General features: G+C 39.7%; 22 protein-coding genes. 13 read left to right on the forward strand and 9 right to left on the reverse strand.

The window, feature by feature from the left end; genetic code table 11:
* Positions 1 to 61: 61 nt before the first annotated feature.
* The 4 genes from nei (at position 62) to AAFH98_RS11170 (ending at position 4319) form a co-directional block, all read left to right on the forward strand.
* Positions 62 to 886 carry an endonuclease VIII gene (nei, locus tag AAFH98_RS11155; RefSeq protein WP_342522792.1) on the forward strand — a complete coding sequence of 275 codons (825 nt, stop codon included), beginning with the start codon at positions 62 to 64 and terminating at the stop codon, positions 884 to 886.
* Positions 887 to 1086: 200 nt separating this feature from the next.
* Entirely contained in the window at positions 1087 to 1581 is a 495-nt protein-coding gene (locus AAFH98_RS11160) for a putative metallopeptidase (protein ID WP_342522793.1), read from the forward strand.
* 173 nt (positions 1582 to 1754) lie between these two features.
* A complete protein-coding gene (locus AAFH98_RS11165; protein ID WP_342522794.1) occupies positions 1755 to 3368 on the forward strand; it encodes a BCCT family transporter in 1614 nt (537 codons plus the stop codon).
* 33 nt (positions 3369 to 3401) lie between these two features.
* Positions 3402 to 4319 (forward strand): universal stress protein, encoded by a 918-nt coding sequence (locus tag AAFH98_RS11170; protein WP_342522795.1) that lies wholly within the window; start codon positions 3402 to 3404, stop codon positions 4317 to 4319.
* Between the two features lie 483 nt (positions 4320 to 4802).
* Here the strand turns inward: AAFH98_RS11170 and AAFH98_RS11175 are convergent, their stop codons facing one another.
* The 7 genes from AAFH98_RS11175 to AAFH98_RS11200 form a co-directional block, all read right to left on the reverse strand.
* Positions 4803 to 4982, reverse strand: coding sequence for a hypothetical protein (locus tag AAFH98_RS11175; protein WP_342522796.1), 180 nt, complete (start codon positions 4980 to 4982; stop codon positions 4803 to 4805).
* A gap of 32 nt (positions 4983 to 5014) precedes the next feature.
* Positions 5015 to 5239 (reverse strand): translation initiation factor, encoded by a 225-nt coding sequence (locus tag AAFH98_RS11180; protein WP_342522797.1) that lies wholly within the window; start codon positions 5237 to 5239, stop codon positions 5015 to 5017.
* An 8-nt stretch (positions 5240 to 5247) separates the two neighbouring features.
* Entirely contained in the window at positions 5248 to 5397 is a 150-nt protein-coding gene (locus AAFH98_RS15100) for an oxidoreductase-like domain-containing protein (protein WP_407935497.1), read from the reverse strand.
* A 19-nt stretch (positions 5398 to 5416) separates the two neighbouring features.
* Entirely contained in the window at positions 5417 to 6016 is a 600-nt protein-coding gene (locus tag AAFH98_RS11185; RefSeq protein WP_342522798.1) for a hypothetical protein, read from the reverse strand.
* 98 nt (positions 6017 to 6114) lie between these two features.
* Entirely contained in the window at positions 6115 to 6732 is a 618-nt protein-coding gene (locus tag AAFH98_RS11190; RefSeq protein WP_342522799.1) for a carbonic anhydrase, read from the reverse strand.
* Between the two features lie 70 nt (positions 6733 to 6802).
* Complete coding sequence (locus AAFH98_RS11195) at positions 6803 to 7732, reverse strand: acyl-CoA desaturase (protein WP_342522800.1); 930 nt, start codon at positions 7730 to 7732, stop codon at positions 6803 to 6805.
* A 201-nt stretch (positions 7733 to 7933) separates the two neighbouring features.
* A complete protein-coding gene (locus tag AAFH98_RS11200; protein ID WP_342522801.1) occupies positions 7934 to 9376 on the reverse strand; it encodes a carboxypeptidase regulatory-like domain-containing protein in 1443 nt (480 codons plus the stop codon).
* A gap of 823 nt (positions 9377 to 10199) precedes the next feature.
* Here AAFH98_RS11200 and AAFH98_RS11205 point away from each other — a divergent pair.
* The 9 genes from AAFH98_RS11205 (at position 10200) to AAFH98_RS11245 (ending at position 22195) form a co-directional block, all read left to right on the forward strand.
* Complete coding sequence (locus tag AAFH98_RS11205; protein WP_342522802.1) at positions 10200 to 10637, forward strand: hypothetical protein; 438 nt, start codon at positions 10200 to 10202, stop codon at positions 10635 to 10637.
* 196 nt (positions 10638 to 10833) lie between these two features.
* Positions 10834 to 12213 (forward strand): O-antigen ligase family protein, encoded by a 1380-nt coding sequence (locus tag AAFH98_RS11210; RefSeq protein WP_342522803.1) that lies wholly within the window; start codon positions 10834 to 10836, stop codon positions 12211 to 12213.
* 69 nt (positions 12214 to 12282) lie between these two features.
* The gene (locus AAFH98_RS11215; protein ID WP_342522804.1) at positions 12283 to 13626 is read left to right on the forward strand and encodes a type II secretion system F family protein; all 1344 of its coding nucleotides are present in this window, start codon (positions 12283 to 12285) and stop codon (positions 13624 to 13626) included.
* Between the two features lie 170 nt (positions 13627 to 13796).
* On the forward strand, positions 13797 to 15569 hold the full coding sequence (locus AAFH98_RS11220; RefSeq protein WP_342522805.1) for a GspE/PulE family protein: 1773 nt from the start codon (positions 13797 to 13799) through the stop codon (positions 15567 to 15569).
* 92 nt (positions 15570 to 15661) lie between these two features.
* Positions 15662 to 16165, forward strand: a complete 504-nt coding sequence (locus tag AAFH98_RS11225; RefSeq protein ID WP_342522806.1) for a cyclic nucleotide-binding domain-containing protein — start codon at positions 15662 to 15664, stop codon at positions 16163 to 16165.
* A 243-nt stretch (positions 16166 to 16408) separates the two neighbouring features.
* A complete protein-coding gene (locus AAFH98_RS11230) occupies positions 16409 to 17659 on the forward strand; it encodes a type IV pilus twitching motility protein PilT (protein WP_342522807.1) in 1251 nt (416 codons plus the stop codon).
* Positions 17660 to 17682: 23 nt separating this feature from the next.
* Positions 17683 to 19386 carry a PilN domain-containing protein gene (locus tag AAFH98_RS11235; RefSeq protein ID WP_342522808.1) on the forward strand — a complete coding sequence of 568 codons (1704 nt, stop codon included), beginning with the start codon at positions 17683 to 17685 and terminating at the stop codon, positions 19384 to 19386.
* Between the two features lie 18 nt (positions 19387 to 19404).
* Positions 19405 to 20277, forward strand: a complete 873-nt coding sequence (locus tag AAFH98_RS11240; RefSeq protein WP_342522809.1) for a type IV pilus inner membrane component PilO — start codon at positions 19405 to 19407, stop codon at positions 20275 to 20277.
* Position 20278: 1 nt separating this feature from the next.
* Entirely contained in the window at positions 20279 to 22195 is a 1917-nt protein-coding gene (locus AAFH98_RS11245) for an SPOR domain-containing protein (RefSeq protein ID WP_342522810.1), read from the forward strand.
* Positions 22196 to 22252: 57 nt separating this feature from the next.
* Here AAFH98_RS11245 and AAFH98_RS11250 read toward each other — a convergent pair whose 3' ends face one another.
* Together AAFH98_RS11250 and AAFH98_RS11255 are read right to left on the reverse strand one after the other, a co-directional pair.
* The gene (locus AAFH98_RS11250) at positions 22253 to 23344 is read right to left on the reverse strand and encodes an alanine racemase (protein ID WP_342522811.1); all 1092 of its coding nucleotides are present in this window, start codon (positions 23342 to 23344) and stop codon (positions 22253 to 22255) included.
* 70 nt (positions 23345 to 23414) lie between these two features.
* Complete coding sequence (locus AAFH98_RS11255) at positions 23415 to 24626, reverse strand: dipeptidase (RefSeq protein WP_342522812.1); 1212 nt, start codon at positions 24624 to 24626, stop codon at positions 23415 to 23417.
* Positions 24627 to 24667 lie beyond the last annotated feature (41 nt).

Here is a 24667-nt window from a genome sequence, read left to right on the forward strand (position 1 = left end):
TTTACAGATTAATCTTGTACATTTGAGTGAAAATTCTAAAAGCTAAATAAACAAATTTTTTATGCCAGAAGGACCAGAAATTTGGCGAACGGCCGATTCATTGACAAATGCTCTTAAAGACAAACCCATCCATGAGCTCTTTTTCGCCTTTGATGAATTAAAGGATTACGAGTCAAAGCTTAAAGGACAATCTGTTCTAAATGTAGAAGCTCGAGGAAAAGCCTTGCTTACATTTTTTGATACCGGTAAGGTAATGTATAGCCATAACCAGCTATATGGCAAGTGGATGGTAAGTAATGCTAATGAGGAGCCGGATACGAATCGGTCATTGCGCGTGGCTATTCACAATGGTGAAAAGTCGGCCTATCTGTATTCAGCCTCTGAAATTGAGATGCTGGATAGGGAAGAGGTGGGTGAACATCCTTATATCAAGAAATTGGGTCCAGACGTATTACACCCCGATACGACGTATCAAGATGTTTTGGGACAGTTTACGTCTGATGAGTTCAAGAATCGCAAGTTGACCACTTTACTGCTTGACCAGGGATTTGTGAGTGGTATAGGCAACTATTTACGCAGTGAAATTATGTTTTATGCTAAGGTTGATCCTCGAAAAAAGCTGCGTGAATATTCGGATGAGGAAAAAGAAGCACTTGCTGAAGCTACTTACAAACTTACTACACGATCATACGAAACGGGGGGGATCACCAATGATCAAAAGATTGTGGAAGCACTTAAACGGGAGAATGCATCGTATGATGAATATCGACACTTTGTGTACAAACGTACTGATGATCGCTGTCATAAATGTGGTTCTATCATTGAAGAAGATAAAACAGGCGGACGAAAAATCTATTTTTGTCCCCGTTGCCAATTGGAAGAATAAATACAGTATTCGTGGTCCGGCTGGATTTGTCGTCCCATGAATAATTAATAAGCCTAATACCCCCATCCGATCGCAAGCCCAGCGAGCAGATGGGAATAAAAGGGTAAATTATTTTACTGATTACGGATGAAAAGATCGCCTTAGAATCATACCTTTAGCAACCTTGAAATTCAGAATTTAAATTCCAAAGCAGTACGTTCATGAAAGACAATGATTTTTTAAAGCCGGGAGATACGGTTGCTCATAGCAATAAGCAGCTAATGGAATCCCCCGAAGTAGCGAAAATTGCAGAAACAGTTATTGAGCGAGAAAGTCTTGATTTTGGTCCCGCTTCTATTGGTTACTTTTTGGTATATCCTAATCTGTCCAAATACAAAGCCGCGAAATGCAAAAAAGCCTCAAGAGAAGTTGAATACTATTCCGGGCACAATTACCTGATCGAAATCTCGGGTGAAATGTGGGATATGCTTGATCAGAAAACCCGCGAGATGGTCGTTTTTCATCAGCTTCTGCATGTAGATCCAGTATACAAAGCCAAGAACCAAGAGTGGAAGATGAAGGTTCGCAAACCCGACTTCTCAGACTTTTATGAGATTAACGATAAGTACGGCAATGAATGGTATAAAACCGTGCAGGCAACGGTATCATCACTTTATGACTTGGATCCTAAAAGAGAAAGTAAAGTGAACTTATAGCTACCACACTTTCTATCTATTTGTATAAAGGGATATGGTTCAAACCCCATATCCCTTTTATTGTTTTTAATAGATCCAATTAATTTGCATTGAACGTTTTATTGTTAAATAAAATTACATTGGGTAAAAGTAGGGATAATTAATTTCAAAAAGCTTACTTAACGTCTGTTTTAATGAGCTTACGAAATCAAGATTCTAAAGAGTCATCACAAAGAGAAGGCATTAAAAAGTATTTCGACGTTCATAATCCCGTCTTTTGGCCGTCGGTTGTGCTTATTTTCTCCATGATTGTTACAACCTTAGTCATGGGGGAGCAAGCAGAAACGATGTTCAGTGCCGCCCAAAGTTATATTTCTAATAATTTTGGATGGTTGTTTATCCTGTCGGTAAATACGTTCCTCATTTTTTCCCTGGTTATCGCCTTTAGTCGATTTGGTAATATTCGCTTGGGTGGAGCCGATGCTAAGCCTGAGTTCAGTACCATGGCTTGGTTCGCCATGCTCTTTAGCGCGGGAATGGGTATTGGGATCATGTTTTGGAGCGTTGCTGAGCCGATTTATCATTATTTGAGTCCCCCGATGGCCCCGGAAGAAAGTGTTGAGGCTGCCCGACAGGCTATGAGTTTAACCTACTTGCATTGGGGATTTCACGCTTGGGGTATTTATGCTATTGTTGCCCTCTCGTTAGCTTTTTTTGCCTTTAACAAAGGGTTACCGCTCTCGTTTCGATCTGTATTTCATCCAGTATTGGGTGATCGTATTGAAGGCTGGATAGGAGATGTCATCGATATTCTTGCTGTTTTAGCCACCTTATTTGGACTTGCCACTTCGCTGGGACTGGGGGTAAAACAAGTAAGCGCTGGACTTAATCATTTATTTGCTACACCCGATACGGTGTGGTTGCAAGTAGGGCTTATTGTAGGCATAACCATGGTTGCAACCTTATCGGTGATACTTGGAATTGATAAAGGAGTGCGTGTGCTTAGTGAAGCAAACATTCGCATTGCCGTGCTATTTTTGGTGTTTATGCTGATTGTAGGTCCCACTATTTACATCATGGATTCCTTTGTCCAAAACCTTGGACATTACGCCAATAATATTCTCTCGTATAGTTTCTGGACAGAATCTTACGAAGGTTCAACTTGGCAAAATAGCTGGACCGTCTTTTATTGGGCCTGGTGGGTGTCATGGTCGCCTTATGTAGGGATGTTTATCGCTCGTATATCCAAAGGCCGAACCGTAAAAGAGTTTATTTTAGGGGTGTTAATTGCGCCCAGTATGGTCACCTTTTTATGGTTGGCCGCATTTGGAGGAACTGCCATAAACCTTGAGATGGAGGGAATTGGAAATATTGGGGTTGCTGTGCAAGATAATGTCGCAACAGCATTGTTTGTTTTCTTAGAACAATTTCCGCTTGGCTTTTTTACATCTATTATTGCTATCATTTTGGTAATGAGCTTCTTTGTAACATCATCCGATTCTGGGTCACTCGTTATTGATAGCTTGACCAGCGGGGGCAAATTAGATGCTCCCGTGGGGCAGCGCATATTCTGGGCGCAAACCGAGGGGGCCGTAGCAGCTGTGCTGTTACTTGGAGGAGGATTGAATGCCTTACAAACGGCTTCTATCATCACAGGATTACCATTTTTGTTTATCCTGTTATTGATGTGCTACAGCTTGTATAAAGGACTGAGTGAGGCGCATCAGAAGAAAATACAGCGCAACAAAAAGAAAGAACGCGAATCGTACCGCACATTGATCACTAAGCTTGTTGAAAGAGACAGTTAAATAAGCAACAGAATAAATTATACTTATTCTATTATGACATCATTTAAGCACTGGATGGTTGGTCTCGACTTAACGAATATGGATGAGCTTGTCCTGGGGTATTTGGATTTCTTTTCGGAAATAAAGCAACCGGAGCAAATTACGTTTATCCACGTTGTGGAAGACAGTGGTATTTCTGATGAACTTGCAGAACTATTTCCAGAGGTTGAGACTACGAAATCATTAGAAAGCATAATTCGAGAAGAGTTAAAGAAGAAGGTTCATCAATATTTTGATGCTGACAGTCCACATATAAATATTATTGTCCGCGAAGGGGATACCACAGAGTTACTATTATCTTCTCTTGGAGAATTTGATCCCGATTTGTTGGTTGTCGGAAAGAAAACAGGGTATGAAGGAGAGGGCATTTTAGCGCGAAAGATCACGAAATATGCCCATTGTTCTCTCTTGTTTGTTGCAGAAAATTCACAGTATCAGCTTCAAAATGTGCATGTGCCTATAAAGTTTTCAAAAGCTTCGGCTCGGGCGGTTCGTTTTGCCCAATCATTAGCGCAAAAGGTTGAGGCTAACTTACATATTCAGTATGTGTACCGGTATCCCAAGCAGTTTTTTCCCTATATCCCTTCTGATAAATATTCCGAGCGGATGGACAAGCACCTCCGAGAAAAGTATACCGATTTCAAAGAAAGTTTTAAGTTGCAAGAATTACCTAACTGCACCTTTACAGTTAATGAGGATGGGAAACCTGCAGACAAAATATATAATTTAACGCTACATACCCGGGCCGATATGCTGGTGGTTGGAGCAAAGAGCAAATCCTCTGCCGCTGCACTCATAACCAATGAAATGGCTGATAGTCTGGCCAATTATCATTTTGGAATTCCAGTACTCATTTATAAAGAAAAGGAAGAACACATCGGGCTGCTACGAAGTCTCTTGGAGGGGGATTAACATCCCACACCGTACCAAGAACCTTGTATCTCCATAGCGCTTTGGGTAAATGGATTATGCAGCGTTAGAAGTAGGATTTCATGTTGGATACATAGCCTATTTAAAATATCCCTATAGGGTTAGTCGGATTATTACTTAAGGGATAATTCAATTATTACTATAGGGTTAGTCCAATTATCCCTATAGGGGTAATACAAATATCCCCTAAGGATATTTGTATTAAGGGGTGGGGGTAGGCCTAATTTCTTGTTATAGAGCTCATCTGCCTAAGGTGCAAGGAAAGGAATGTTGCTGGTTGTATCTTGTACCAAAACAGAGATATGATACGACAGATATTTAATAAATTGCTTTATCTGATCGCAAGATAACCTTGGCATGTTTATACGATTCCCATCTCAACGCTAAGCTTGTGATCGGATGGGTTCTGTATAAAATTACAGATTCTGATCTAACAACCGGTAGAAAGGATAAAATGAATAGCTATTACTCTTCCTCTTCTTCAAAGAAACGCATTTCAAGAGCTTCCAGTCGTCGTTCCAACCGCATTAACTTTTGCAGGATAAGTACATGTGTTTTTCCCGCATCAATACCTACCGGACTATCTTCATCCTTAATTTGCTCTAAAATTTCTTCATACTCTTCTTTAGAAATATCCAGACTCATAGAGTACCTCGTAATATTGATAAAACCTTAAATTATTTGACGTTATACCCTTCATCTTGCAAAAAGGATCGGACCTTATCTACATGGTCGCCCTGAATTTCGATTGTTTTTGCATAGCTTGTTCCACCAGCTCCACACTTTTGCTTTAGTTGCTTCTCGAGTTTTTCAATCACCTGTGGATTATGTTGAATATTAGAAATCATCGTAACCGATTTGCCGCGTCGTCCACTGGTATCTAACTTAACTTGAATAGCCATAAATAACCTTACTGCTTATTAATTTTCTTATTGGGATGTTCTTGCTGTTTTTGCCACTCTTTATATTTAGCTAAATGCTCTTCGTAGATTTCATAAATACATTTTGGGCACCCCGACCCACAGCAATCAGTAGGCAGAGGTTTAATCGGTTTACGCATTCGATAGTTCTAAAAGAATTTAACTTGCTTCGCCGTATGCTTCAGGACGAGTAGTCTTGAGTTCAAATCCGTGGGGAGAAAAATTCTTCAAATGCCAAATGGCCCGTTTAAACTTTGATTTTGGTAGTGTAAATGAAACAATAGAGTGAGCAGCCCGACGAAGCGTCTTATCAGCATCAGAAAATTGTTCAATATCCACAATAACAAGTCCGCTAAACGACTTAACCTTCTCGAGAAAATACCGTTCCTGTGGAGTAGCATATTTGACGTGAGAGTGTGAGCTGCTGGTATAAACGCCACAGAGCTTATCCCCATTCTTGAAGTAAAGGATGTCATCTGATTCATGCATATCCGCAAAAAACTGATCAAGCTTTTCATAGGTTTCTGACTCAATGCGTGATACAAGCTCTGCCGTATCAACAATAGTAACCTTTTTATTCAGCTTATCTTCGAGCTGTTTTAATGCTTTTTGCTTGTTGGGTACATAAATCCCCAAAAATAAACTTAGGTGGTGACGATCTTTGGTGACGTCTTCCACTAAATGCTGGAGAAGGTCCTTGTATTCTTGTTCTCCGTAAGAAACATCTTGGAATTTATTTTCAGGGGTTTTGATATCCATCAGATTGCAAAGTTTAAAGAAGTTAACAAAAGCAGTTAAAGTAATTTCGTATGCTGCCGAAATATATGAATCCTACACCTTAGACCGAAGAGCTAAGTTTATAGGTTTGCAGCCTCTTCTATTGAATTTATTTTGATATCCAAGTCGTTGAGCAAGCCGGACTTCAAGTCATAAATAAGTCCGTGAACAGTAAGATCTTGTCCCGCCTCCCAAGCCTGTTTAACAAAAGGAGAGTGGCTCATATTCTTCACTTGTTCCTGGACGTTGAGCTCACAGAAACGATTGAGCTTTTCTTCTTCGGATGCCCGGCCTTCAATTTCATCCTGATGTGTTCGGTATACGTCCTCAATATTAGCCAACCAGTTGTCGATAAGCCCCAGGTTGTCATCCTCATACGCTGCCGTTACGCCGCCACAGCCATAGTGTCCACATATCACAACGTGGCGTACCTTCAGCACGCTTACAGCATATTGTATTACCGATTGACTGTTGATATCGGAGTGAGGAATAACGTTCGCAATGTTACGATGCACGAATAGATCCCCCGGGCCAAGTTCGGTAAGTTGTGCAGGAGGGACGCGACTGTCAGAACATCCGATCCACAAAATGTCGGGGCTTTGCCCTTTGGCCGATTCTTTAAAGAAATCCGGTTGTTGCTGTTTGATGTTATCAGCCCATTGTTGGTTGTTCTCGAAGACTTGTGATAGGTTTTCCATAATTAAGTTAAAATGTATTGACAAATTTTATTAATAAATTAAACTCAAGAATGCTTTAAGGCACTTAATATCAGCGCTTACCGGGATGATCAATGACCTCCGGTGGCCGCTTAAAAACTTTTCCTTCAGCATATATCCGTTCGGGAGGTACGCGTAAATCCCAAACAATTTTAAACCAGGAAAGAACTTTAAGAGTATAGTGTGAGAAATCAAATTCCCACCAATAGAATCCCTGTCGTTCGGATGATGGAAATCGGTGATGGTTATTGTGCCAACCTTCACCAAGCGTTATAAGTGATATAAACCAGTTATTGCGACTGTCATCAGTCGTTTCGAAACGGCGTTTACCAAATACATGAGCAAGAGAATTTACGGTAAAAGTTCCGTGGTAGAGCAGAACAGTGCTAATGATAAATCCATAAACCAATAGTTGAAAACCAGACGTACCCAGCGAAGGAAAATAGTAGTTGAGAAGTTCGCCTGCCACAAACGTTCCAATTGCCAGTTGAATAGGAGGGATCAGGTGATACTTGTTGAGAATTTTAAGTTCAGGTATTTTCTTTAAATCCTTTACCATATCGTAATTGGTATTCTTAAAACGGTTGCTAAGAATCCATCCCACGTGCGACCACCAAAAGCTGCGTTGTACCGGTGAGTGAACATCCTTTTCGGTATCGGCATGTTTATGATGATGCCTGTGATGGGCGGCCCACCATAAGGGACCTTTTTGTGCCGCTGAAGTGCCCAGCCATGCTAAGATAAATTGAAAGGGGCGGCTGGTTTTGAAGGTTCGGTGCGAAAAGTAACGATGAAAACCAGCGGTAATAGCAAACATGCGTACGACATAGGTGATCCCCAACGCTGCTAAGGCTGTCCAGCTAAATCCCGCCCAGTATACCAATCCTACTGCTAAATGCAGTAAAATAAACGGCAGTCCGCTAAGCCAGTTAATGTTATCAAGATCTTTGTCGTACTCTTCGGGAGTATATGGTGCTTCCATTTATTGATTAAACTATTACATAGGTTCAAAAATCAGCCGGAAAATATAATAATTGTTATTGGGTAATGGAAAGATTGATCAAGAAGGAGTATTGATTGCGACAATGGAGCAGAACAGTCCAATTATTGTCCTAAAACAAAAAACCCTGTCAGAGTTCAGAACTCTAACAGGGTTGAAGGTAAAATTGTTAATTAGAATAGTTTAAAAACTTTTTCGACGAGTCCCTGATATCTCAGTATAGGTAGTAGTATTACCAGAGGGAGTTGTTACTGAAATATTTATTGTTAAATCAGCAGGATCATTTGATTCTTCATCGGTATCTCGAATTGAAAAGTTGAATTCTGTAGCGCCTGGTCCCGGGAATAGGTGATTACCAAGTGTGAAATCAGCATCTCCTGTAACTTCCATACCTTCACCAGCCTCAACGGAAATCTGAGTACCCGCTGCCATTGGATTTCCATTCATATCAGTAACGGTATACGAAAACTTTTCTCCGCCGTTGGGATCCAGATCAAATGTAGTAGGAGTAGCACTTATTTGTGCCGCTCTTGTGGAGAAAACGACATTTATTTCTTTAGAAATAGGGTTGTCATTTTCATCAACCGTAGTTGCCGTAACAGTTGAATAGCCGGGACGTCCGCCACTACCAGATATACCGTCATCGGGACGAGGATCTCCGGAAATCATGTCAACGGTGACGATACCGTCCTCATTTGTTTCTCCCGAGCCCTGGATAACTCCACCGGTAGAGTTAAAGTAAACAACCGTGCCTGGTTTTACAGGATTTGAAAATTTATCTCCAACAATAACAGTAACAGGATTCCTTACCCCATTAATATCATAAGCTTCGAAATTGAACTTATCAGGAGAAATACTGAAGTGATCTGGATCTGGAAACCCCCCGTGAATAGCTACAAGAACAGGAGTAGATTTTATTGTTATGCCCAAGTCTTCTCGATCTACACTTGCTTGGACCTTAACAGGTCCGGCTACATTACCACTAAATAGGGAAGTTGTTGCTTCACCATTAGAATTTGTTGTAGCTGTTTTAGGAATAATTTCTTCTTCGCCCCCAGGTCCGGATAAAATTTCAAAATCAACATCTACCGCTCCATTTGCATTTAATGCCCGGCCTGCTGAGTCAACAACTTGGAAAGTGAATGCAGTACTAATATTATCACCAGTTTCTTCTATAAAAATTGCTTGCTCTGATATACTTTCAAGGATAATAGCTGCCGGTCCTTCCGGTTCTCCGCCAACCTCATCGCCTCCACCATCACCACTACCATCTCCAGAACTATCTGTTGATTGTAATTCAATGACTAAATCATCAACATCAGTGTCTGGAGCAAGCTTAAAGTTTGTCGTTTGTGACTGATATCCCTGTTTGTCAATTTCCAACGTTACACTTACAGTTTCACTTCCGGGATCCACATCAAAAGAGAAATTTCCTGCAGAGTCGGTTGTAGCTGTTTGTTGAAGATTTTCGGGTTGGGTTAGTTCGACAATGGCCTTACTAATGGGGTTGCCAGAACTTTCTTCAATAACCTGTCCGGCAATAATAACTGTGTCACTGCCAGCGGTACAGGCCTGTAACATAAATACAATAATGATGGAGAAGAGGAGGTATAGGCGGTTCTGCATTGAACTGAGGGTTTTATAACTAATTAGATGTTTTGCTCTTTATAAAAGAGATATCGTGACCAACGCAATTACTAATATTAAAAAATATTAATACTTTCCTTTCATTTTAAGGTAATAGGACCGTGTTGTCAACAGTATAATTTTCTTGGACCTTGGATACAATTAAAATCGTGGTCGTTGGTAAGACTTAGATATTTTAATATCAGACTCGAACTTCCGTGAGATAATGACTTGTAGTATTTTAACTACTAAAAATCCATACTATCATCGCAAACGAAATGTGGCCTGCCTGTGCGGAGCCTTCTACAACATATTAGTTACCATATTACAAAAGTTTCGGTATAGGCAGGCAATCTCTTTTCAGGAACTTTAACCAGAAGATTGTTTTCAGACTTACAATGGTTAGCTAATTTTTAAGGGGGCCAATGACCTTTATTGTTTGTTCATTTGATCCAAGTTATAAACTCATAACCAATAAAGTTCTAAAAGGTTTATACCCAACAGTTATTTTGAATAAGGCCATAATTTAATTAGCATAAAGCCGAAACTATTTAAAATATTAAAAATTTCTAATATTTAGCTTGCATTTCACTTAAGGTCCTGTAATATTTGAATTAGGAAATTTGAATATGGCTTAAGAAAAATTAACTTGAATGCTCTTTGGTTAAGAGTTAATCTTGTAAGGAATAAAAAAATTGTAACAAACGATTATTCGGGAACTCTTATTGAGTGAACGAAAGGGAAAGTCATTCGGGGATGTTCGGGCGGCTTTTCAACAAAAGATCTAACTAATAAACAATCATCTAACAAATAGGTAATAACTATGGGACAACAACAACTTTTACTCGTAATACTCGTGACGATTATCGTAGGTATCGCTACGGTAGTGGCTATTAACACTTTCTCAAGTGCCAGCGACAGCGCTAATGTAGATGCTGCTCGTCAGGATATACTATCAATGGCATCAACTGCTCAAGGATGGTATATGAAACCAGCCATGATGGGTGGTGGAGGACAGGACTTTACTAATACTAATGGAGATCAAATTGAAATTGACGATATTTGTCAAGGAACTGTTGATGGTACTGATTGTGTAACTGAAAATGGAACCTATTCGATACAATCAAGAAGTACAGATGAATTTGAAATTCAAGGCACCCCATCAACAGCTGGAGGAACTTTAACTGCGTTTATAGTTCCAGATAATATTCTCCAAACCAGTGGCGGGTCTGAAGGTATAGCATATACGGCTGGTTCCTAATAGATCCATATATTTTATATAAAAAGGCTCCAATTTATTTGGAGCCTTTTTTATTTAATATTATCCCTAAGCTTTATTAAATGTATTGATGGTATTTCGCATCGCTTTATTTGCGGTTCTTCTCGTACCTATACTGACGCCGGTCATTTACTTTTCTGACTTAATGTTTCTCTATAATGAGAAACGAATACTACAGTTGACTATACTTATATTTATTGGAGTATTGACAGCTTTTGTATCCAAGGAACAATTGAAGAAAACACTTCGCCAATTACCTAATTACTTTTGGATAATCTTTTTATGCATATTGTTATTGGCGTTTATTTCAACACTATTTTCGTCTTCCCCTTTTTATGGTGCTGTTGAAATAAGTTTATTGTTAATGGTAATTTGGGTTGCTCTAATAACTGCTCATGTAACCCAAAACTACTATTATGGGAAGTATATGGTAGTCTCAGCAGCTTGTATTGTTGTTTTTCTCTATGTGCTTAAATTTAGTATTGGGTATACATTTTTTATGTCTGGCTACGAAAGTTTTCCCCTTTGGCCTGCATCAGGTATTAAAGGAGGTATTACAGGATTTGTAAACATCCGTTTTTTTAACCAAGTGCAAGCCTTCACGCTTCCTTTATTAATTGGAGGAGGTCTGGTAATGATGCCCAAAAAAAGAACTGCTGGAATTTTCTGTTTTTTGCTTACTGTAATTTGGTGGATGCTATTGATACAGTCGGCTGGTCGTGGCATTATGTTAAGCTCTTTATCAGCAGCTTTGGTTTCATTGTTTTTTTTAAAAAAACATATACACCGTTGGATATGGTACTTCTTAGGAACACTTTTGCTAGGATACCTTTTGAAGGTCATCCTATTTGACATTATTCCTATTGATACCAGTTCAGCCAAATCTATGGTCAGAGGGGGCAGTCCCAGATTGACATTATGGCCCCAAACTTTTTTTTCGTCCTTAGAACAGCCAATTTTTGGCCATGGGCCCATGTCATTCGCACAAATACATACCGGCTTTACACCAAGTCATCCCCATAACTCTATACTACAACTATTGTATGAATTGGGATATCCAGCTACAATAGGCGTATTAATAGTAGCCGGTATGGGATTTAAAACGTGGATATTACAAACTAAAAAGAACTTAAAAGTAAAATCAGATATTTTAGATGATACTGCAATTATCAAAGTTTCCTTAACAACATCAGTTTTAGCAGGTTTATGTTATAGCTTAGTTAGTGGGGTAATAGTAATGCCTTTGAGCCAATTATGGCTGGCTTTGGTTTTTGGTACAGTCTTGGGTTTATACAACAAAGGAAAGTCTGAACAAGATATATATATATCTATTAATACCTTTTATGTATATGCTTCAAAGTTATTTATAATTATTGCCGCGATTGTATTAGCATCTGTTTTAATTCGAGATATACCAACTTTGCGAGAAAATGAAAAAAGATTTGTAAAAGAAACGGACAGACACGTTTTTAGGCCTCGCTTTTGGCAACAGGGGAAAATAGGTTTCGAAAAACTTGATACAATAGAACTCAAGCAAACCGAAAAATCCAATTTGTAACAAACCCAAGTTTTACTGATCATTGTTAGAGTAACATCATCTACTATCAAATTATAAGTAACAGGGATTATGCCGGAGTTTAGATTACGAGCTATTTCGCCACAGGGCAAGATGATCAAATCGGAGTTTGAGGCGGGGAGTAAAAAAGAAGCTGAGCAGCGGGTAGAAAAACTGGCTCGAAAAAACGGTTTCAAGGTTAAAGGGATTGACAAAAAAGAAACCTACCAGTACAAAGTACAGAAAGGAACCAAAGATCCGGTTACGGGAGAACAGGAGGCTTATTCTAAAGAGGAGGTTGAAAAAGCATTAGTCAAGTTGGGCTATAAGGTCATCCGCATCAACAAAAAGTGGTTTGACTTTAAGGGAGGAGTCCCCCAAAAAGAAGTAGTGACTTTTATTAGTCTAAGTGCCGATCTCTTAGAGCAGCAGCTGAGCTTTGATGAGATTTTGGAACTACTTCATGAGGATACGACCAACGCGCGTATGAAAGAGACCATAGCTACCATTCAGAAAGATCTAAAAGATGGCAAGGAAGGGGATGAGGTGTATAGCAAGCATGAAGATGTGTTTGGGGAATTTGCTTCCTATATGTTAAGTGTAGCCTCAACCAGTGGTAATATGGCCCAGGTATTTCGAAGCACTGCTAAATTTTTGGAACGCGACGCAGAATTTAAAAGTAATCTGCGTCGATCACTACTTATGCCGGCCATAACCGTTGTAGCCACAATTGGTGTAATCCTTTTTTATGTGGGTTACATCTTTCCCGCTACTGCTGAAGCGTTTGTAGAGATGGATATCCAGCTTCCGCCTATGACAGCTGCAACACTGGAGATGAGTTATTGGTTGCAAGACAACTGGCTTATCTTAACTTTGGCCCATATAATTCCCATTGCAGGGGCGTGGTATTGGCTGACTCAAACCAGGAAGGGACAGCTTTGGAAGGATAAAAACATTATTAAACTTCCAGTTATTGGTGATCTAATACACAAAACCAGTATCGAAATTTTTGCCCGTGTTTTTTATACCCTATATAGTGGATCGGGACAAAATATTGAGGTCATCAAAGTGGCTGCCGAAGCCTGTCGTAATAAGTACATGGAGAAACAGATTAAAGAGGTGGCTATTAAGATGATGTTAAGCGAGGGGGCAGGCCTTATTGAATCGCTGAAAGCTACTGGCGTGTTTACCGATACAGCTATCAGCCGTTTTAAGCTTGGGGCTGAGTCGGGAGCATTAAAACAAAATGCCAAGCAACTTGCTCAATACTACGAAACCCAAACAACCTATAAAATGGATACCATTGTGGATATGATTAGTCTGGGCGTAAATATCTTTATTATGATCGCGTTGATTGCTATTACCATTGTATCCGCTGAGTCTGCATTAATACAACCCAACTCGGGTGGTATGTAGGTGAATAGTAATAGTATATTTACTTGGTGACCGTATAATAGTTTGGTAATGAGGCCTGAAAACTAATAATGAATGCCACAATATTTTACTTACATTTCTTATACGAAAATGTATATTGTGGAACATTCACAATGTTCATAACTGATTTCTGAGTTAACTGTTGGCTTTTAATGGGAAAAGTGAATACACGTAGACATATTGGTAATATTCTGGTGAACCGGGATATTATTACTGAGGATCAGCTTCACGAGGCCATGGCGATATTACGTGAAGAACCTGATTCTTCGAACCGGCGATTAGGACAAATTTTGTATCAGGATTTAGGCATCGATCGCCATCAGGTGATGAGTGAGATTGCCTCAATCTACGCTTTTGAAGAAGTCTTCACAGATCAGGATTCGGTAGATGATGAGGCTATTGAAGAAATTAAGTCTCACATTGATGAACTACCTACCGAGGTTATCGATGAGCTGGTTCATCAAAAGGCAGTGCCACTGCGGCAAAATCAAAATACGTTGACTATCGCAGCTGCGGACCCCTCCGACCCAACGCTTTCCAATATTGTCTCTAAGCTTAATTTCAAACAACATCACATTGTATACTGCCGTTATGAGCTTGTAGAACAAATTTTGACGCAAGTTTATGAGCAGAAAAATGAGTTTTTGGATCTCCTTGAAGAGATTGAATATGAAGAACCAGATCTTCAGGAAGAAGCCGAAGAAATTAACGAAGAAGAAATTGATGCTGAAATTAACCAGAGCATGCTTAACTCTCTGGTTGAAGGGTTTTTGGTTGAGGGGGTTCGGAAAGGGGTCAGTGATATCCACATTGTACCATGCGGACCAACTTCTACCGATATCCGATTTCGGATTGATGGTAAATTACAGCTCTGGCATCAACAGAATAATGTGAAGCCGGAAGCGATATCGGCAGTTGTGAAAGATAAAACCAGGAACGTAGACCGTTTTGAGCGAGATGCTTCGCAAGATGGTTTTATCCAGCGGCAAGTGGATGGTCATAACATTCGGTATCGTGTTTCTATTATGCCAATGGTAGGGGCGCAGTTCGATCGCAAGTTTGAGTCCATCGTTATACGTATTCTTGATGATCGCGAAGTAATTACCGACCTGAATGTGTTGGGCCTCCAGAAAAAGGCAAAAGAAGATTTTGTTAAAGCTATTGAAAAGCCATCAGGTATCGTTATTGTAACAGGACCTACCGGGAGTGGTAAGTCGACGACATTGGTTGCAGCGCTTTACTATGTAATTACGCCTGAAGTAAACGTACTTACGGTAGAGGAACCTGTAGAATATCTTATTGAAGGAGCGAGACAGCTTAAAATAAGCAACCATATGACTTTCGATTTGGCCATGCGGGGAATTTTGCGTCACGATCCGGATATTGTGTTGGTAGGAGAGATTCGAGACCTTAAAACTGCTGAAATTGCTATTAAGCTGGCTAATACCGGTCACTTAACATTTTCAACCCTACACACTAATGATGCACCCAGTGCCATCTCTCGACTCTATAAGATGGGGGTCGAAACATTTTTGATTGCCAATGCGGTTAACTTAATTATGGCGCAGCGTCTTATTCGAACATTGTGTAAGAATTGTAAAGAAGAATATCGTCCACATATTGAAACTGCCAAGGGCATTGGTTTTACCGAAGAAGAGTATGAAGAGACAACTTTTTATAAGGCCGTTGGGTGTGATGAGTGCACAAATGGTTATAAAGGACGAACGGCTATTATGGAAGCGCTCTATTTTGATAAAGAAATAAGAAAAATGATTTTGGAATCTGGTGATGAAATTGATGAAGTAGCTATTAAAGAATATGCCATGAGTCAGGGGATGTTGAGTTTACGAGGTTCTGGCAGGGAGCGTATTAAAAATGGATTAACAACCATTGAAGAAATTGCAGCAATTACAATCGAAGATTAAAAAACTCTTAGACGTTTAGGGTAAAAACAAATAATCCTTAATATTATTGATGTCCGAAAAGGGGTAGTATAAGTTAAATTTGGAGAAAAGTTATGGCAACGGATAATCAGGCAGAAAAAGAAGCGACGCCCGAATACATTCGGCAATTTTTAAAAGAACCGCCTTTATTACTAAGGAACTTCCACTACGAAGATATAATGGAGTTCCTCAATCTTGGCACTGAAGAACGTTTTGTACAAGACGATGTAATAATTAATGAAGCGGAGTACGTGAATTCTGCTTATTTGATTTCACAGGGTAAAGTCTCTATCTGGAAAGACAATATTCAATTAGCAACATTATCGAAAGGTAGTTTTTTAGGAGAAACCTTTCTCTTTAGTAAAAATAACAGGATGGCAAAAGTGGTCTCGGAAGGGGATTCACAACTACTCAAATTTGAGCGATATGAAGCTTTAAACTTTTTCCGGAAGAAACCCGAGAAACTGTTCAATATATTTACCCGGAATATCATAGAGATTCAGCAGCAGAAAATAAGTAACATGAATGTCCAGCTCTTACAACTTAAAAAACGCCTTTTAGACGATAACAGCTGGTAACTGTTTGCCCTGACTTTGTTTTAAACCTTCTTATATATTGAAATCCGTCAATTTATATTTGGAAATATTAGAAAAATTTAATGTTTTGTGAGAGAACCTAATGAATTTCCGTTATTTATTTGGATTAATAAATAGATGTGTGTTCTTTATCGATAAAGTTCGTAACAAATTGTTCTTCAACTGTTCTTTATAACGAGCAGCAGGGTTATTAAACATTTGCAGCAAGTAAAAATTGGACTATAAATGGAAGTAGGGGTACAAAAAAATAAGGTTAAGGAACTTATAGAACCGCTCGCAAATCAACTGCGGGACAGTTCTAAGGGGCTGGAACGGCATAGAGAAATAGGAAAAATTGTGGACAGCCAACCTGAAGAAACACGCCATGAACTTCGGGATGTTATTGAAAAGCTCCTCCAAAAAATGTACAAAAATGAGGCTTCTGATATCGATCTGGGTGGTCCAGGGTGTGGTAATAAGGTGTGGTATCGCATCCATGGAGATAAGTCACCTGATGAAAGTGCTCCTGAGTTTACCCTGACTGAGACAGACTTTTTGTTGCATAACCTTATTATGCCCAGTCAAAGAGAGCACCTGTTGGAGAATCGAAACTTAGACTTCTCTTATTCACTTGCCGGAACAGATTCTATTGCTGGAGCTAAACGCTATCGTGCCGATATGTATTTTGATTTGGAGCATTTGGCCCTGAATATGCGTAAAATTGATAATGAAATACGTCCATTCAAAGGGCTTAACCTTCATCCTGAGGTAGCCAAGGCACTCAGCCTTAAATATTATAAATACGGGATGACCCTGGTAACCGGAATCACAGGTTCGGGTAAGTCGTCAACGCTTGATACCGTTATAGATGCCAATAATAGAACAGTAGATTCTCATATTGTAATTATTGCATCTCCGGTTGAATTGGTTCATGAGCCCAAAAAGTCTGTTGTTCGCCATCGTGAGGTTGGTCGCGATGTAGCTTCGTTTAAAGAAGGGGCTATTCAAGCGTTACGCCAAGACCCTGATATCATCGTTATAGGTGAGCTTCGCGATCCTGAAACGATTATGACTTCTCTTGAGATCACCGACTCTGGCCACAAAACGTTTGGGACTCTTCACACCAGTTCAGCAATGGAAAGTATTGAACGTATTCTGGGAGAGGTGCCCGTAAATGAGCAAAATCGAGTTCGTACCCGTTTAGCGGATGTTTTGACCTGTGTTATTAGTCAAAAGTTAATCCCAAGTCTCGATGGTAAGCGAGTTCTTGCGAAAGAAGTACTGATGGTTACGAGTTCGGTAAAAGCTGCTATCCGAAATAACAACATCAACGAGATCTATCAAATGTTGATGGAGGGTAGTGATCAAGGAATGATGACGATGGAACAAGATCTTAAGCGCCTGTATGATGAAGGCAAGATTTCAAAGGAAGAAGCTATCAATAACGCCAATAATAAGAAAAGGCTTAAGCAGCTAATTTCAGAAACGCAATATTAATCTACGACGGATAAACGTACCGGATGTTTGGAAAAAATGAATATGTGGGTATAGCGGTACAGGATGACCTCATCCGAGTAGCACAACTACGTGTGGAAGGGAACTCGGTTAGAATTGTTAAACTGGACCGATTTTCTCTCGTTGAAAGAATAAAGTCTCAATCACAGTCTCAGAATCGGAATGCTCATGCTGAAGAAGATTCCGTATTTGAAGAAGATGCTGATGCAGATTCTATTTTTGGATTAGAAGAAGATGAAGAAAGCGAAGAAGAAAGCATTGAGGATGAGCTGGATTTATCTGAATTAGAAGAAGATACCAGTAATGAGGAAGTGGGACTTGATATGGTTGAGGAGTCTGAGGCCCCACAATCGAATGAACTTCTTCTGTATAATATTCTTGCTGACATTGATAGCGATAAAGTTAATTTAGGGCTAAATATCCCGGCTGGAGATACTATTTTCCAGGTTATTCGTGATACTGACTTTTCAGAAGTCAAAAAGAAAGATCTTATTGAAGATCTGGAAGCCAAACTGGAGTCGATTTACGGCACTCCAAAATCACCGGATAATTATTCATATGAAATCAGGGAAGATGGATCTTTGTTATTGGGATCTGTCGAAGATGAATCGGTTACTCTTCAGGCAATAAATAGGACCCGTGAGCTTTATACTGGAAAGTTAATAATACAAGATATTATTCCGGATGAAGTTGGGCTTGTGGGTATGGTCCGGGCTAATTATGAGCTGGATCCCGATGAAATGACGGGAATCATTCAGTTCGGTAAAGAATCGTGCCGGGTTGTGTTTATGAAGGGAGAAGAAGTTTGGTTGGTTTCTCCCATCATTAATGAGGGAACGGAGAAAAAATCCTTCATGAACACAGTCTTTAGTAAAATTCTTTTTCAGCTTGATACTGGAGAAGTACCAAGCTTAGATCGTATTATTCTTGCCAACAATACAAAAGGGGCTGAGGCTGTAGATTTCTTTAAACAAAACTTCCCTGATATCCATGTCGAAGATCTACAGGTAAAAGAGGAATATATTGAAAGTGAAAGTGTCGAATCTTCTGCTATTCCGGCATTTACTACAGCAATAGCCACAGCTTTGGCGGCTTCAGGAGCTAAGGCTGACGTTTTTCCTGATATTTCTTTTGTTCCAAAATATGTAGAAGACCGGCAAAAGATATTTAAGCTGCAATGGCATGGGTTGCTCATTCTATTCCTGATATTTCTGACACCTATCACCTTTAATTATTTCTATACTCAAAATGCGCAACAAATTGATTCTTATTCCAGTGAGTTAAATCAGATGAATTCGCAGCTGGAACGCTTAGATCCTATCGTAGAAGAAGTTGGTCAGTTGGAGCAAGATTTATCGGTGCTCAAAGAAAAGCTGACGATGCTCGATACACTTACGCAAGGTAGTAAAGAGTGGTCGGAAAAACTTGATATGCTTAACAAGGGTGTTGATGGAGTAAATAACACGTGGATAACTTCTTTTTCACAGTCGGGTGATGGCACATTTATACAGGGTTATACTCTTTACCGTAACAGAATACCGGAGATTGTAAATATTTTTGATGAAGCAACTTTATTGAGTGTAAATAACGAAACGATCCGCGAAAAACAGGTATATACATTTTCAATTTTGATACAATCATTTGCAGCGTCCGATTCAATTTATTCACCTTCGTCACCTGAAGAGGTAAAAAACTTGATTGGCAAATAATTTAGCAAGCTTAGCAATATGTCCTACGGTGTACGAAATACTCTTATTCTTCTCATTGTCTTAACCATCTTTATTGGTGGCGGATGGAGCTATATCTATTTTTATCAGCAACCAAAATTAGATGAGCTTGAGCAAAATGTAGAGCAGACAAGACAAGAGCTAAATCAACAACAACAACGAGCTGATCAGCTACCAGCACTTCAAAATCAGTTTAAAGAAGCTACTAAGTTTTTTGATAACTATTACAAAGTCCTTTATCCCAATAGCAATGAAGATAATGTCTACGATTTTCTTAACCGGGTAAGTACGGGGTCGGCTTATACCGAATTTACATTCAATTTTTCTGATTCAACCACTTATAACCAGCACGGTGTCATTAACATGCAGGTTACCGGTCAGGGATACTATAGAAATTTCATCAATTTTATTCGCCAGATTGAATTAAGCAGACCGTTAAATAAGGTGAGTCAAGTATCCATTAATCCCATTAATGAGCTCGATTCATATGGCAAGGTCAATTTTCGTTTTTCTCTAAAAAGCTTTTATGATCGCGTAAGATTATTAGATGAATCAGAGCTTGCCATAACTAATAATTTACGAGGATCGGTTTATAATCCATTTTATCCACTTATTAGAGCTGTAAAGGATAATGAGAATAATTTAATTGATGTAGAAAATAGTACCCTTTTGGCGGTAAGCTCAAACAAAGTTTTTCTTTTAGATCAACAAGGAATTATGCAGCGACTCTCTGAGGGAGATGACGTTTATCTCGGACAATTGACATCGATTGATATTGATGAGGGATCTGCTTCTTTTAGACTCAATAAAGGTGGAATTGTTGAACGCGTAACCTTGCAGGTCAATAACGATGAAAATGAAAGTAGTGATTGATATGAATTCTTTTAGATACCATAAGTTTATTCTTTTTGTTGCGGCATTTTTATTTCTGGCTACAAGTAGTGTATTTAGTCAGAATAGAGATAATCTACCTGCAGAGTTCAGAGAATATACCAACCCCGAAGAATTAGTTCGGTTTGACCGAAGCACTTCGTTTACACGGGCTGTGGATGTTATCAATGAGTTTTCTCAACAATTTCGTGGTAAAGCTATTGTGAATCGTGCAGAGGTGGATGGAAATATTGGTATTTCGGTTCCTCCCATGCATTGGATGGATGCTCTCAAGCTGATTTTACGCGTTAATGAACTGCATTTAGTTGACAAACAGGACTTTTTTGAAATTGTTACACGAAAATCGTTAGAAGCTGAAACAGAAGGCCAAACTGCTCCCCAAACAGCGAGAACAGCAGATGGAGAAGGACCGGTGGCTACAACGCAAACCCACGAGGTCCGAATAAATGCGATATTTTTTGAAGGGAATCGCAGAGCCTTGCAAGAAATTGGAGTAGATTGGTCTACAATTTCTGAAAATGTTCCAGAGTCGGCCCTTGGTGGAGGTCAAGGTGGGGGTGGACAACAAGGGGGCGGTCAGGGTCAGCAAGGCTCACAAGTACCAAGCGCAGATTTTGACGGACCTTTTGTACAAGTAAATTCGAAAGGTGCTCAGAGTGTCTCACAAGATGTGTTTAATGCCTTAATTAACGTCGGGGAAATTGGCAACACTGGCATTGATGTCCAAGCTTTATTTAGTGCATTTGAAGCCGATAACCTGGGAGAAATTTTAGCTTCTCCCACGGTAAAAGTTATGGATGGCCAGGAGGGTAAAATACAGGTTGGTCAAGACTTTTCTATTAAACAACGTGATATTGCAGGGAATGTCGTTGAAAACTTCTTCCAGGTAGGTACCATTCTTACGGTAACCCCCCAAGTGATAACCCAGCAAGATACTACTTTTATCCATCTGGATATTGATGCTGAACGTTCATCTGCACAACCTGATCCTGTTAGTACCATTATCAATAAGCAGGAAGCAACGACACAATCATTGTTACTCGATGGAGAAGCAACAGTTATTGCAGGGTTGTACCGAACAGAAAAGGCTGATGTAAGGAGAGGGGTACCCATTTTGAAGGATCTGCCGGCTTGGTTTTTTGGATTACGATATCTCTTTGGCTACGAGTCGCATGACTTCCAGATGAGAGAACTCGTGATTTTGATTCAAGCTTCGTTAGAGCCTACGATCCCCGAACGATATGGTAAAGAGTCTTATGATTCAAAATATGAGATTCTACAGGATGAACGGGATCGCATGCAGCAAGAAATTCGGGACGGAGAAGAGATCATGAATCGAGATCCTATTGAGCAAGATGAGATGGATAATTTTGAGGATTCGGATACGGAGCAGGAACCTCAGGAAGAAGATCAAAGACAACAAGATACTGCTGACTCTGAAGATCTTAAGCAACAAGGTCAGGAAGAAAATACACCTTCCGAAACAGTGGAAAATAATGACGGGGAAGAAGCCTCTGAAACTCTCCAGGATCCTGAGGTTAAAACAGAAAAGGTTGAGCTCAACTTAGGAGGGGGATACGAAGAAGATTCTGTCTCAACAAATGGGGAAGAATCAGCACGAGATTCTGATACCCAAGATTCTGCCAATAATGCTGGGCCTACTAATAACATTTCCACTTACTATGTTGTTGGCGGATCATTTTCAGTGATGGAAAATGCTAATAACTTACAATCGGAATTAGAGGCCAATGGCTATAACTCATCAATTATCAAAATGCAGGGATCTGATATAAACCTTGTCTCATATCAAGGTTTTGATAACTTGGAAAGTGCCCAAAAAGCCCTTAGAGATATCAAGCAGAATCAAAACCCTGATGCCTGGTTGTATAAGGCTCAGTAACACATACAGAAATTATATTCAAAATGGGTATTCAGATATATTTTTGAGTACCCATTTTTATTTCATCATGGAAATTTGCTCTCCACCGATAGTCTGATACCCACTCATCAAATTGGCTGTCAGACATGAATGCACAGGTAACACAGTAACCATATCTCCGATGTCATAGTTTTGAAACAGCTTTGCTGAACATGATACCACACCATGCTCTTGGGATAGTTTTGTGACGTAGGAATAAGGCTCTACAGGTTTCCAGCTATTATCATTCCGTTCAGCAACCAATCCAAAATGAGTAGTGTCATTGGTTTTCATGAACTCTTTTGAAAAGTGAATTGCGCCTCCTTGAATAATCAATTGATTATGACTTTCATACTTGTCCACAATAGGACAAGCCATAGCAACAGCGATATCACCAAATTTACAACTGCCAATTTGCTGCTGCATTAGATCATAAAATACAAAATTACCGGGGCTAATAGCATCCACCGGGCCAAAAGTATCTCCAATCGAGCAACAAGGAGTATCCCCAATACAAACTTCAAAGTCATGATAACTTTGGGATAATTCATCCTTAAGTTGTTTAAATTGTCGTATGACAGCGTGATGGACAGCCTCTATTTGCTGTTTAGATCGGCAGGCATAGGAATGGCCTGGGTGAGAGTAAAGTCCAGCCCAAGTTATATTATTTGATGTGTTTATTACCTCTATAACAGATCTAATTTCCCTAATATCATCCGAGGGTAATCCACTCCGGGCCGATCCGCTATCAATTTCGATATAAGCACTAACAGGGGATTGCAGTTTCTTATCAAGGGCTTTTGCTACATCTGTTTTATTGACTAATATTGTGAGCGAAATATTGGCAGCAAGCTCATTGAGGTCATCAATCTGACGAATGTTGCATGGAAAGGCGATGGTTATATCATTCCATCCATGTCTGGCAAAATATTGAGCCATCTTTACTGAAGAAACTGTTGTAGCCTCTATATCGGCATCTCTAAGCCAATGACCAATCGTGGCCGACTGGTGTGTTTTCATGTGTGGCTTAAAATCCAAATCATGTTCTTTTGCCTTATTTGCCATTGCATGAATATTGATCTTACAAATGTTTTCATCGAGCAAAAGGGTTGGGGATGTGATATTCTTCATAAAGATTAATTTGTATCAAAATAAAAGCCCCGATTACGTATATAATCAGGGCTGATATGTAAAAATTGTATTAGTTTTCGGATTGCATGCTGGCAGCAACTTCATCCACTTTTTGCCACACTCTAAACACATTACCAGACGCTATTTTTTCAATGTCTTCTTCGGTATATCCGCGCTCCAACAGCTCTGCAAATAGATTTGGATAGGTAGATACATCCTTAAGGCCCGTAGGCAGGGTAGGACCAACACCATCGTAATCAGAGCCCAGTCCCACATGGTCAATACCCACAAGATTTACGACATGGTCAATATGATCAGCAACTTTTTCGACTGTACTAAACTGGAAGTTATCTTGGAAATACTGCTCGCTAAACTGATTACCTTCCTCACTTTCAGGATCTAAGCCCTTTTCTTCAAGCAATTGGGTTATTTCTTGTTGAACTTGTTCGCCACTGTTTTGGGACGCACTATCCAAAAATGTAGATCCAAAATTAATCATGATAACCCCATCATTTTCGCCAAGTGTCTTGATCAAGTCATCACCCATATTCCGTTCAAATCCGGGAGTGAAATGACGTGCCGAAGAATGAGAAGCAATAACCGGAGCTTCGGAAGTGCCGATAACATCATAAAAAGCGCTATCAGTAATATGTGATACATCTACCATCATGCCCAGTCGGTTCATTTCATGAACCACCTCTTTGCCATACTCGCTAAGACCATTGTGGGTATTTGCGGTTGTGTCGTAAGAAGAATCACTGATTCTGTTGTCTTTTGCATGAGCCAGGGTAATATAGCGAACCCCACGATCATAGAAATATTCCACATCCGATAACGCCTGAATGGGAGCACCGTTTTCAATGCCCAGCGGTAGTGAAATAATACCTTTCTCAAAATTAGTCTGAATCTCATCACGAGAAGTTGCAATGGCAAACTTATCAGGATTGTCAGAAGCTACGCCCTCAACCATGTCAATAAGGCTATCAGCCACAGCTTTTGCATTCCCAGTCCCTTGGTATTTAACAGGGATATAAATGGACATAAAAGGAGCATCAAGCCCGCCTTCTTTCGCTCGGGGATAATCAAAGTCGCGATCTGGAGCAGATACGGATACATCCACCCAGTTATCCTTCAACCGATAGGGCATATCAATATGTCCATCGACAATTATTACTTTTTGAGCAAGATTTTTCGCTTGCTGTTGATACTGATCCTGCTGCGAACAGCTGGCAAAAATCAATACCACTAATACGATAACACTAAAATTTTTTATGCTATTCATCCTGTTTGTTTTTGATTGTAGATTCCGTTGAATGTTGATCA

This window comes from Fodinibius sp. Rm-B-1B1-1 (genome assembly GCF_038594945.1).
Lineage (GTDB): Bacteria > Bacteroidota > Rhodothermia > Balneolales > Balneolaceae > Fodinibius > Fodinibius alkaliphilus.

Excerpts from the sequence above, each read along its gene's own strand:
- nei (WP_342522792.1), top strand. The coding sequence starts at position 62 with ATGCCAGAAGGACCAGAAATTTGGCGAACGGCCGATTCATTGACAAAT.
- AAFH98_RS11160 (WP_342522793.1), top strand. The coding sequence starts at position 1,087 with ATGAAAGACAATGATTTTTTAAAGCCGGGAGATACGGTTGCTCATAGC.
- AAFH98_RS11165 (WP_342522794.1), top strand. The coding sequence starts at position 1,755 with ATGAGCTTACGAAATCAAGATTCTAAAGAGTCATCACAAAGAGAAGGC.
- AAFH98_RS11170 (WP_342522795.1), top strand. The coding sequence starts at position 3,402 with ATGACATCATTTAAGCACTGGATGGTTGGTCTCGACTTAACGAATATG.
- AAFH98_RS11175 (WP_342522796.1), bottom strand. The coding sequence starts at position 4,982 with ATGAGTCTGGATATTTCTAAAGAAGAGTATGAAGAAATTTTAGAGCAA.
- AAFH98_RS11180 (WP_342522797.1), bottom strand. The coding sequence starts at position 5,239 with ATGGCTATTCAAGTTAAGTTAGATACCAGTGGACGACGCGGCAAATCG.
- AAFH98_RS15100 (WP_407935497.1), bottom strand. The coding sequence starts at position 5,397 with ATGCGTAAACCGATTAAACCTCTGCCTACTGATTGCTGTGGGTCGGGG.
- AAFH98_RS11185 (WP_342522798.1), bottom strand. The coding sequence starts at position 6,016 with ATGGATATCAAAACCCCTGAAAATAAATTCCAAGATGTTTCTTACGGA.
- AAFH98_RS11190 (WP_342522799.1), bottom strand. The coding sequence starts at position 6,732 with ATGGAAAACCTATCACAAGTCTTCGAGAACAACCAACAATGGGCTGAT.
- AAFH98_RS11195 (WP_342522800.1), bottom strand. The coding sequence starts at position 7,732 with ATGGAAGCACCATATACTCCCGAAGAGTACGACAAAGATCTTGATAAC.
- AAFH98_RS11200 (WP_342522801.1), bottom strand. The coding sequence starts at position 9,376 with ATGCAGAACCGCCTATACCTCCTCTTCTCCATCATTATTGTATTTATG.
- AAFH98_RS11205 (WP_342522802.1), top strand. The coding sequence starts at position 10,200 with ATGGGACAACAACAACTTTTACTCGTAATACTCGTGACGATTATCGTA.
- AAFH98_RS11215 (WP_342522804.1), top strand. The coding sequence starts at position 12,283 with ATGCCGGAGTTTAGATTACGAGCTATTTCGCCACAGGGCAAGATGATC.
- AAFH98_RS11220 (WP_342522805.1), top strand. The coding sequence starts at position 13,797 with ATGGGAAAAGTGAATACACGTAGACATATTGGTAATATTCTGGTGAAC.
- AAFH98_RS11225 (WP_342522806.1), top strand. The coding sequence starts at position 15,662 with ATGGCAACGGATAATCAGGCAGAAAAAGAAGCGACGCCCGAATACATT.
- AAFH98_RS11230 (WP_342522807.1), top strand. The coding sequence starts at position 16,409 with ATGGAAGTAGGGGTACAAAAAAATAAGGTTAAGGAACTTATAGAACCG.
- AAFH98_RS11235 (WP_342522808.1), top strand. The coding sequence starts at position 17,683 with ATGTTTGGAAAAAATGAATATGTGGGTATAGCGGTACAGGATGACCTC.
- AAFH98_RS11240 (WP_342522809.1), top strand. The coding sequence starts at position 19,405 with ATGTCCTACGGTGTACGAAATACTCTTATTCTTCTCATTGTCTTAACC.
- AAFH98_RS11245 (WP_342522810.1), top strand. The coding sequence starts at position 20,279 with ATGAATTCTTTTAGATACCATAAGTTTATTCTTTTTGTTGCGGCATTT.
- AAFH98_RS11250 (WP_342522811.1), bottom strand. The coding sequence starts at position 23,344 with ATGAAGAATATCACATCCCCAACCCTTTTGCTCGATGAAAACATTTGT.
- AAFH98_RS11255 (WP_342522812.1), bottom strand. The coding sequence starts at position 24,626 with ATGAATAGCATAAAAAATTTTAGTGTTATCGTATTAGTGGTATTGATT.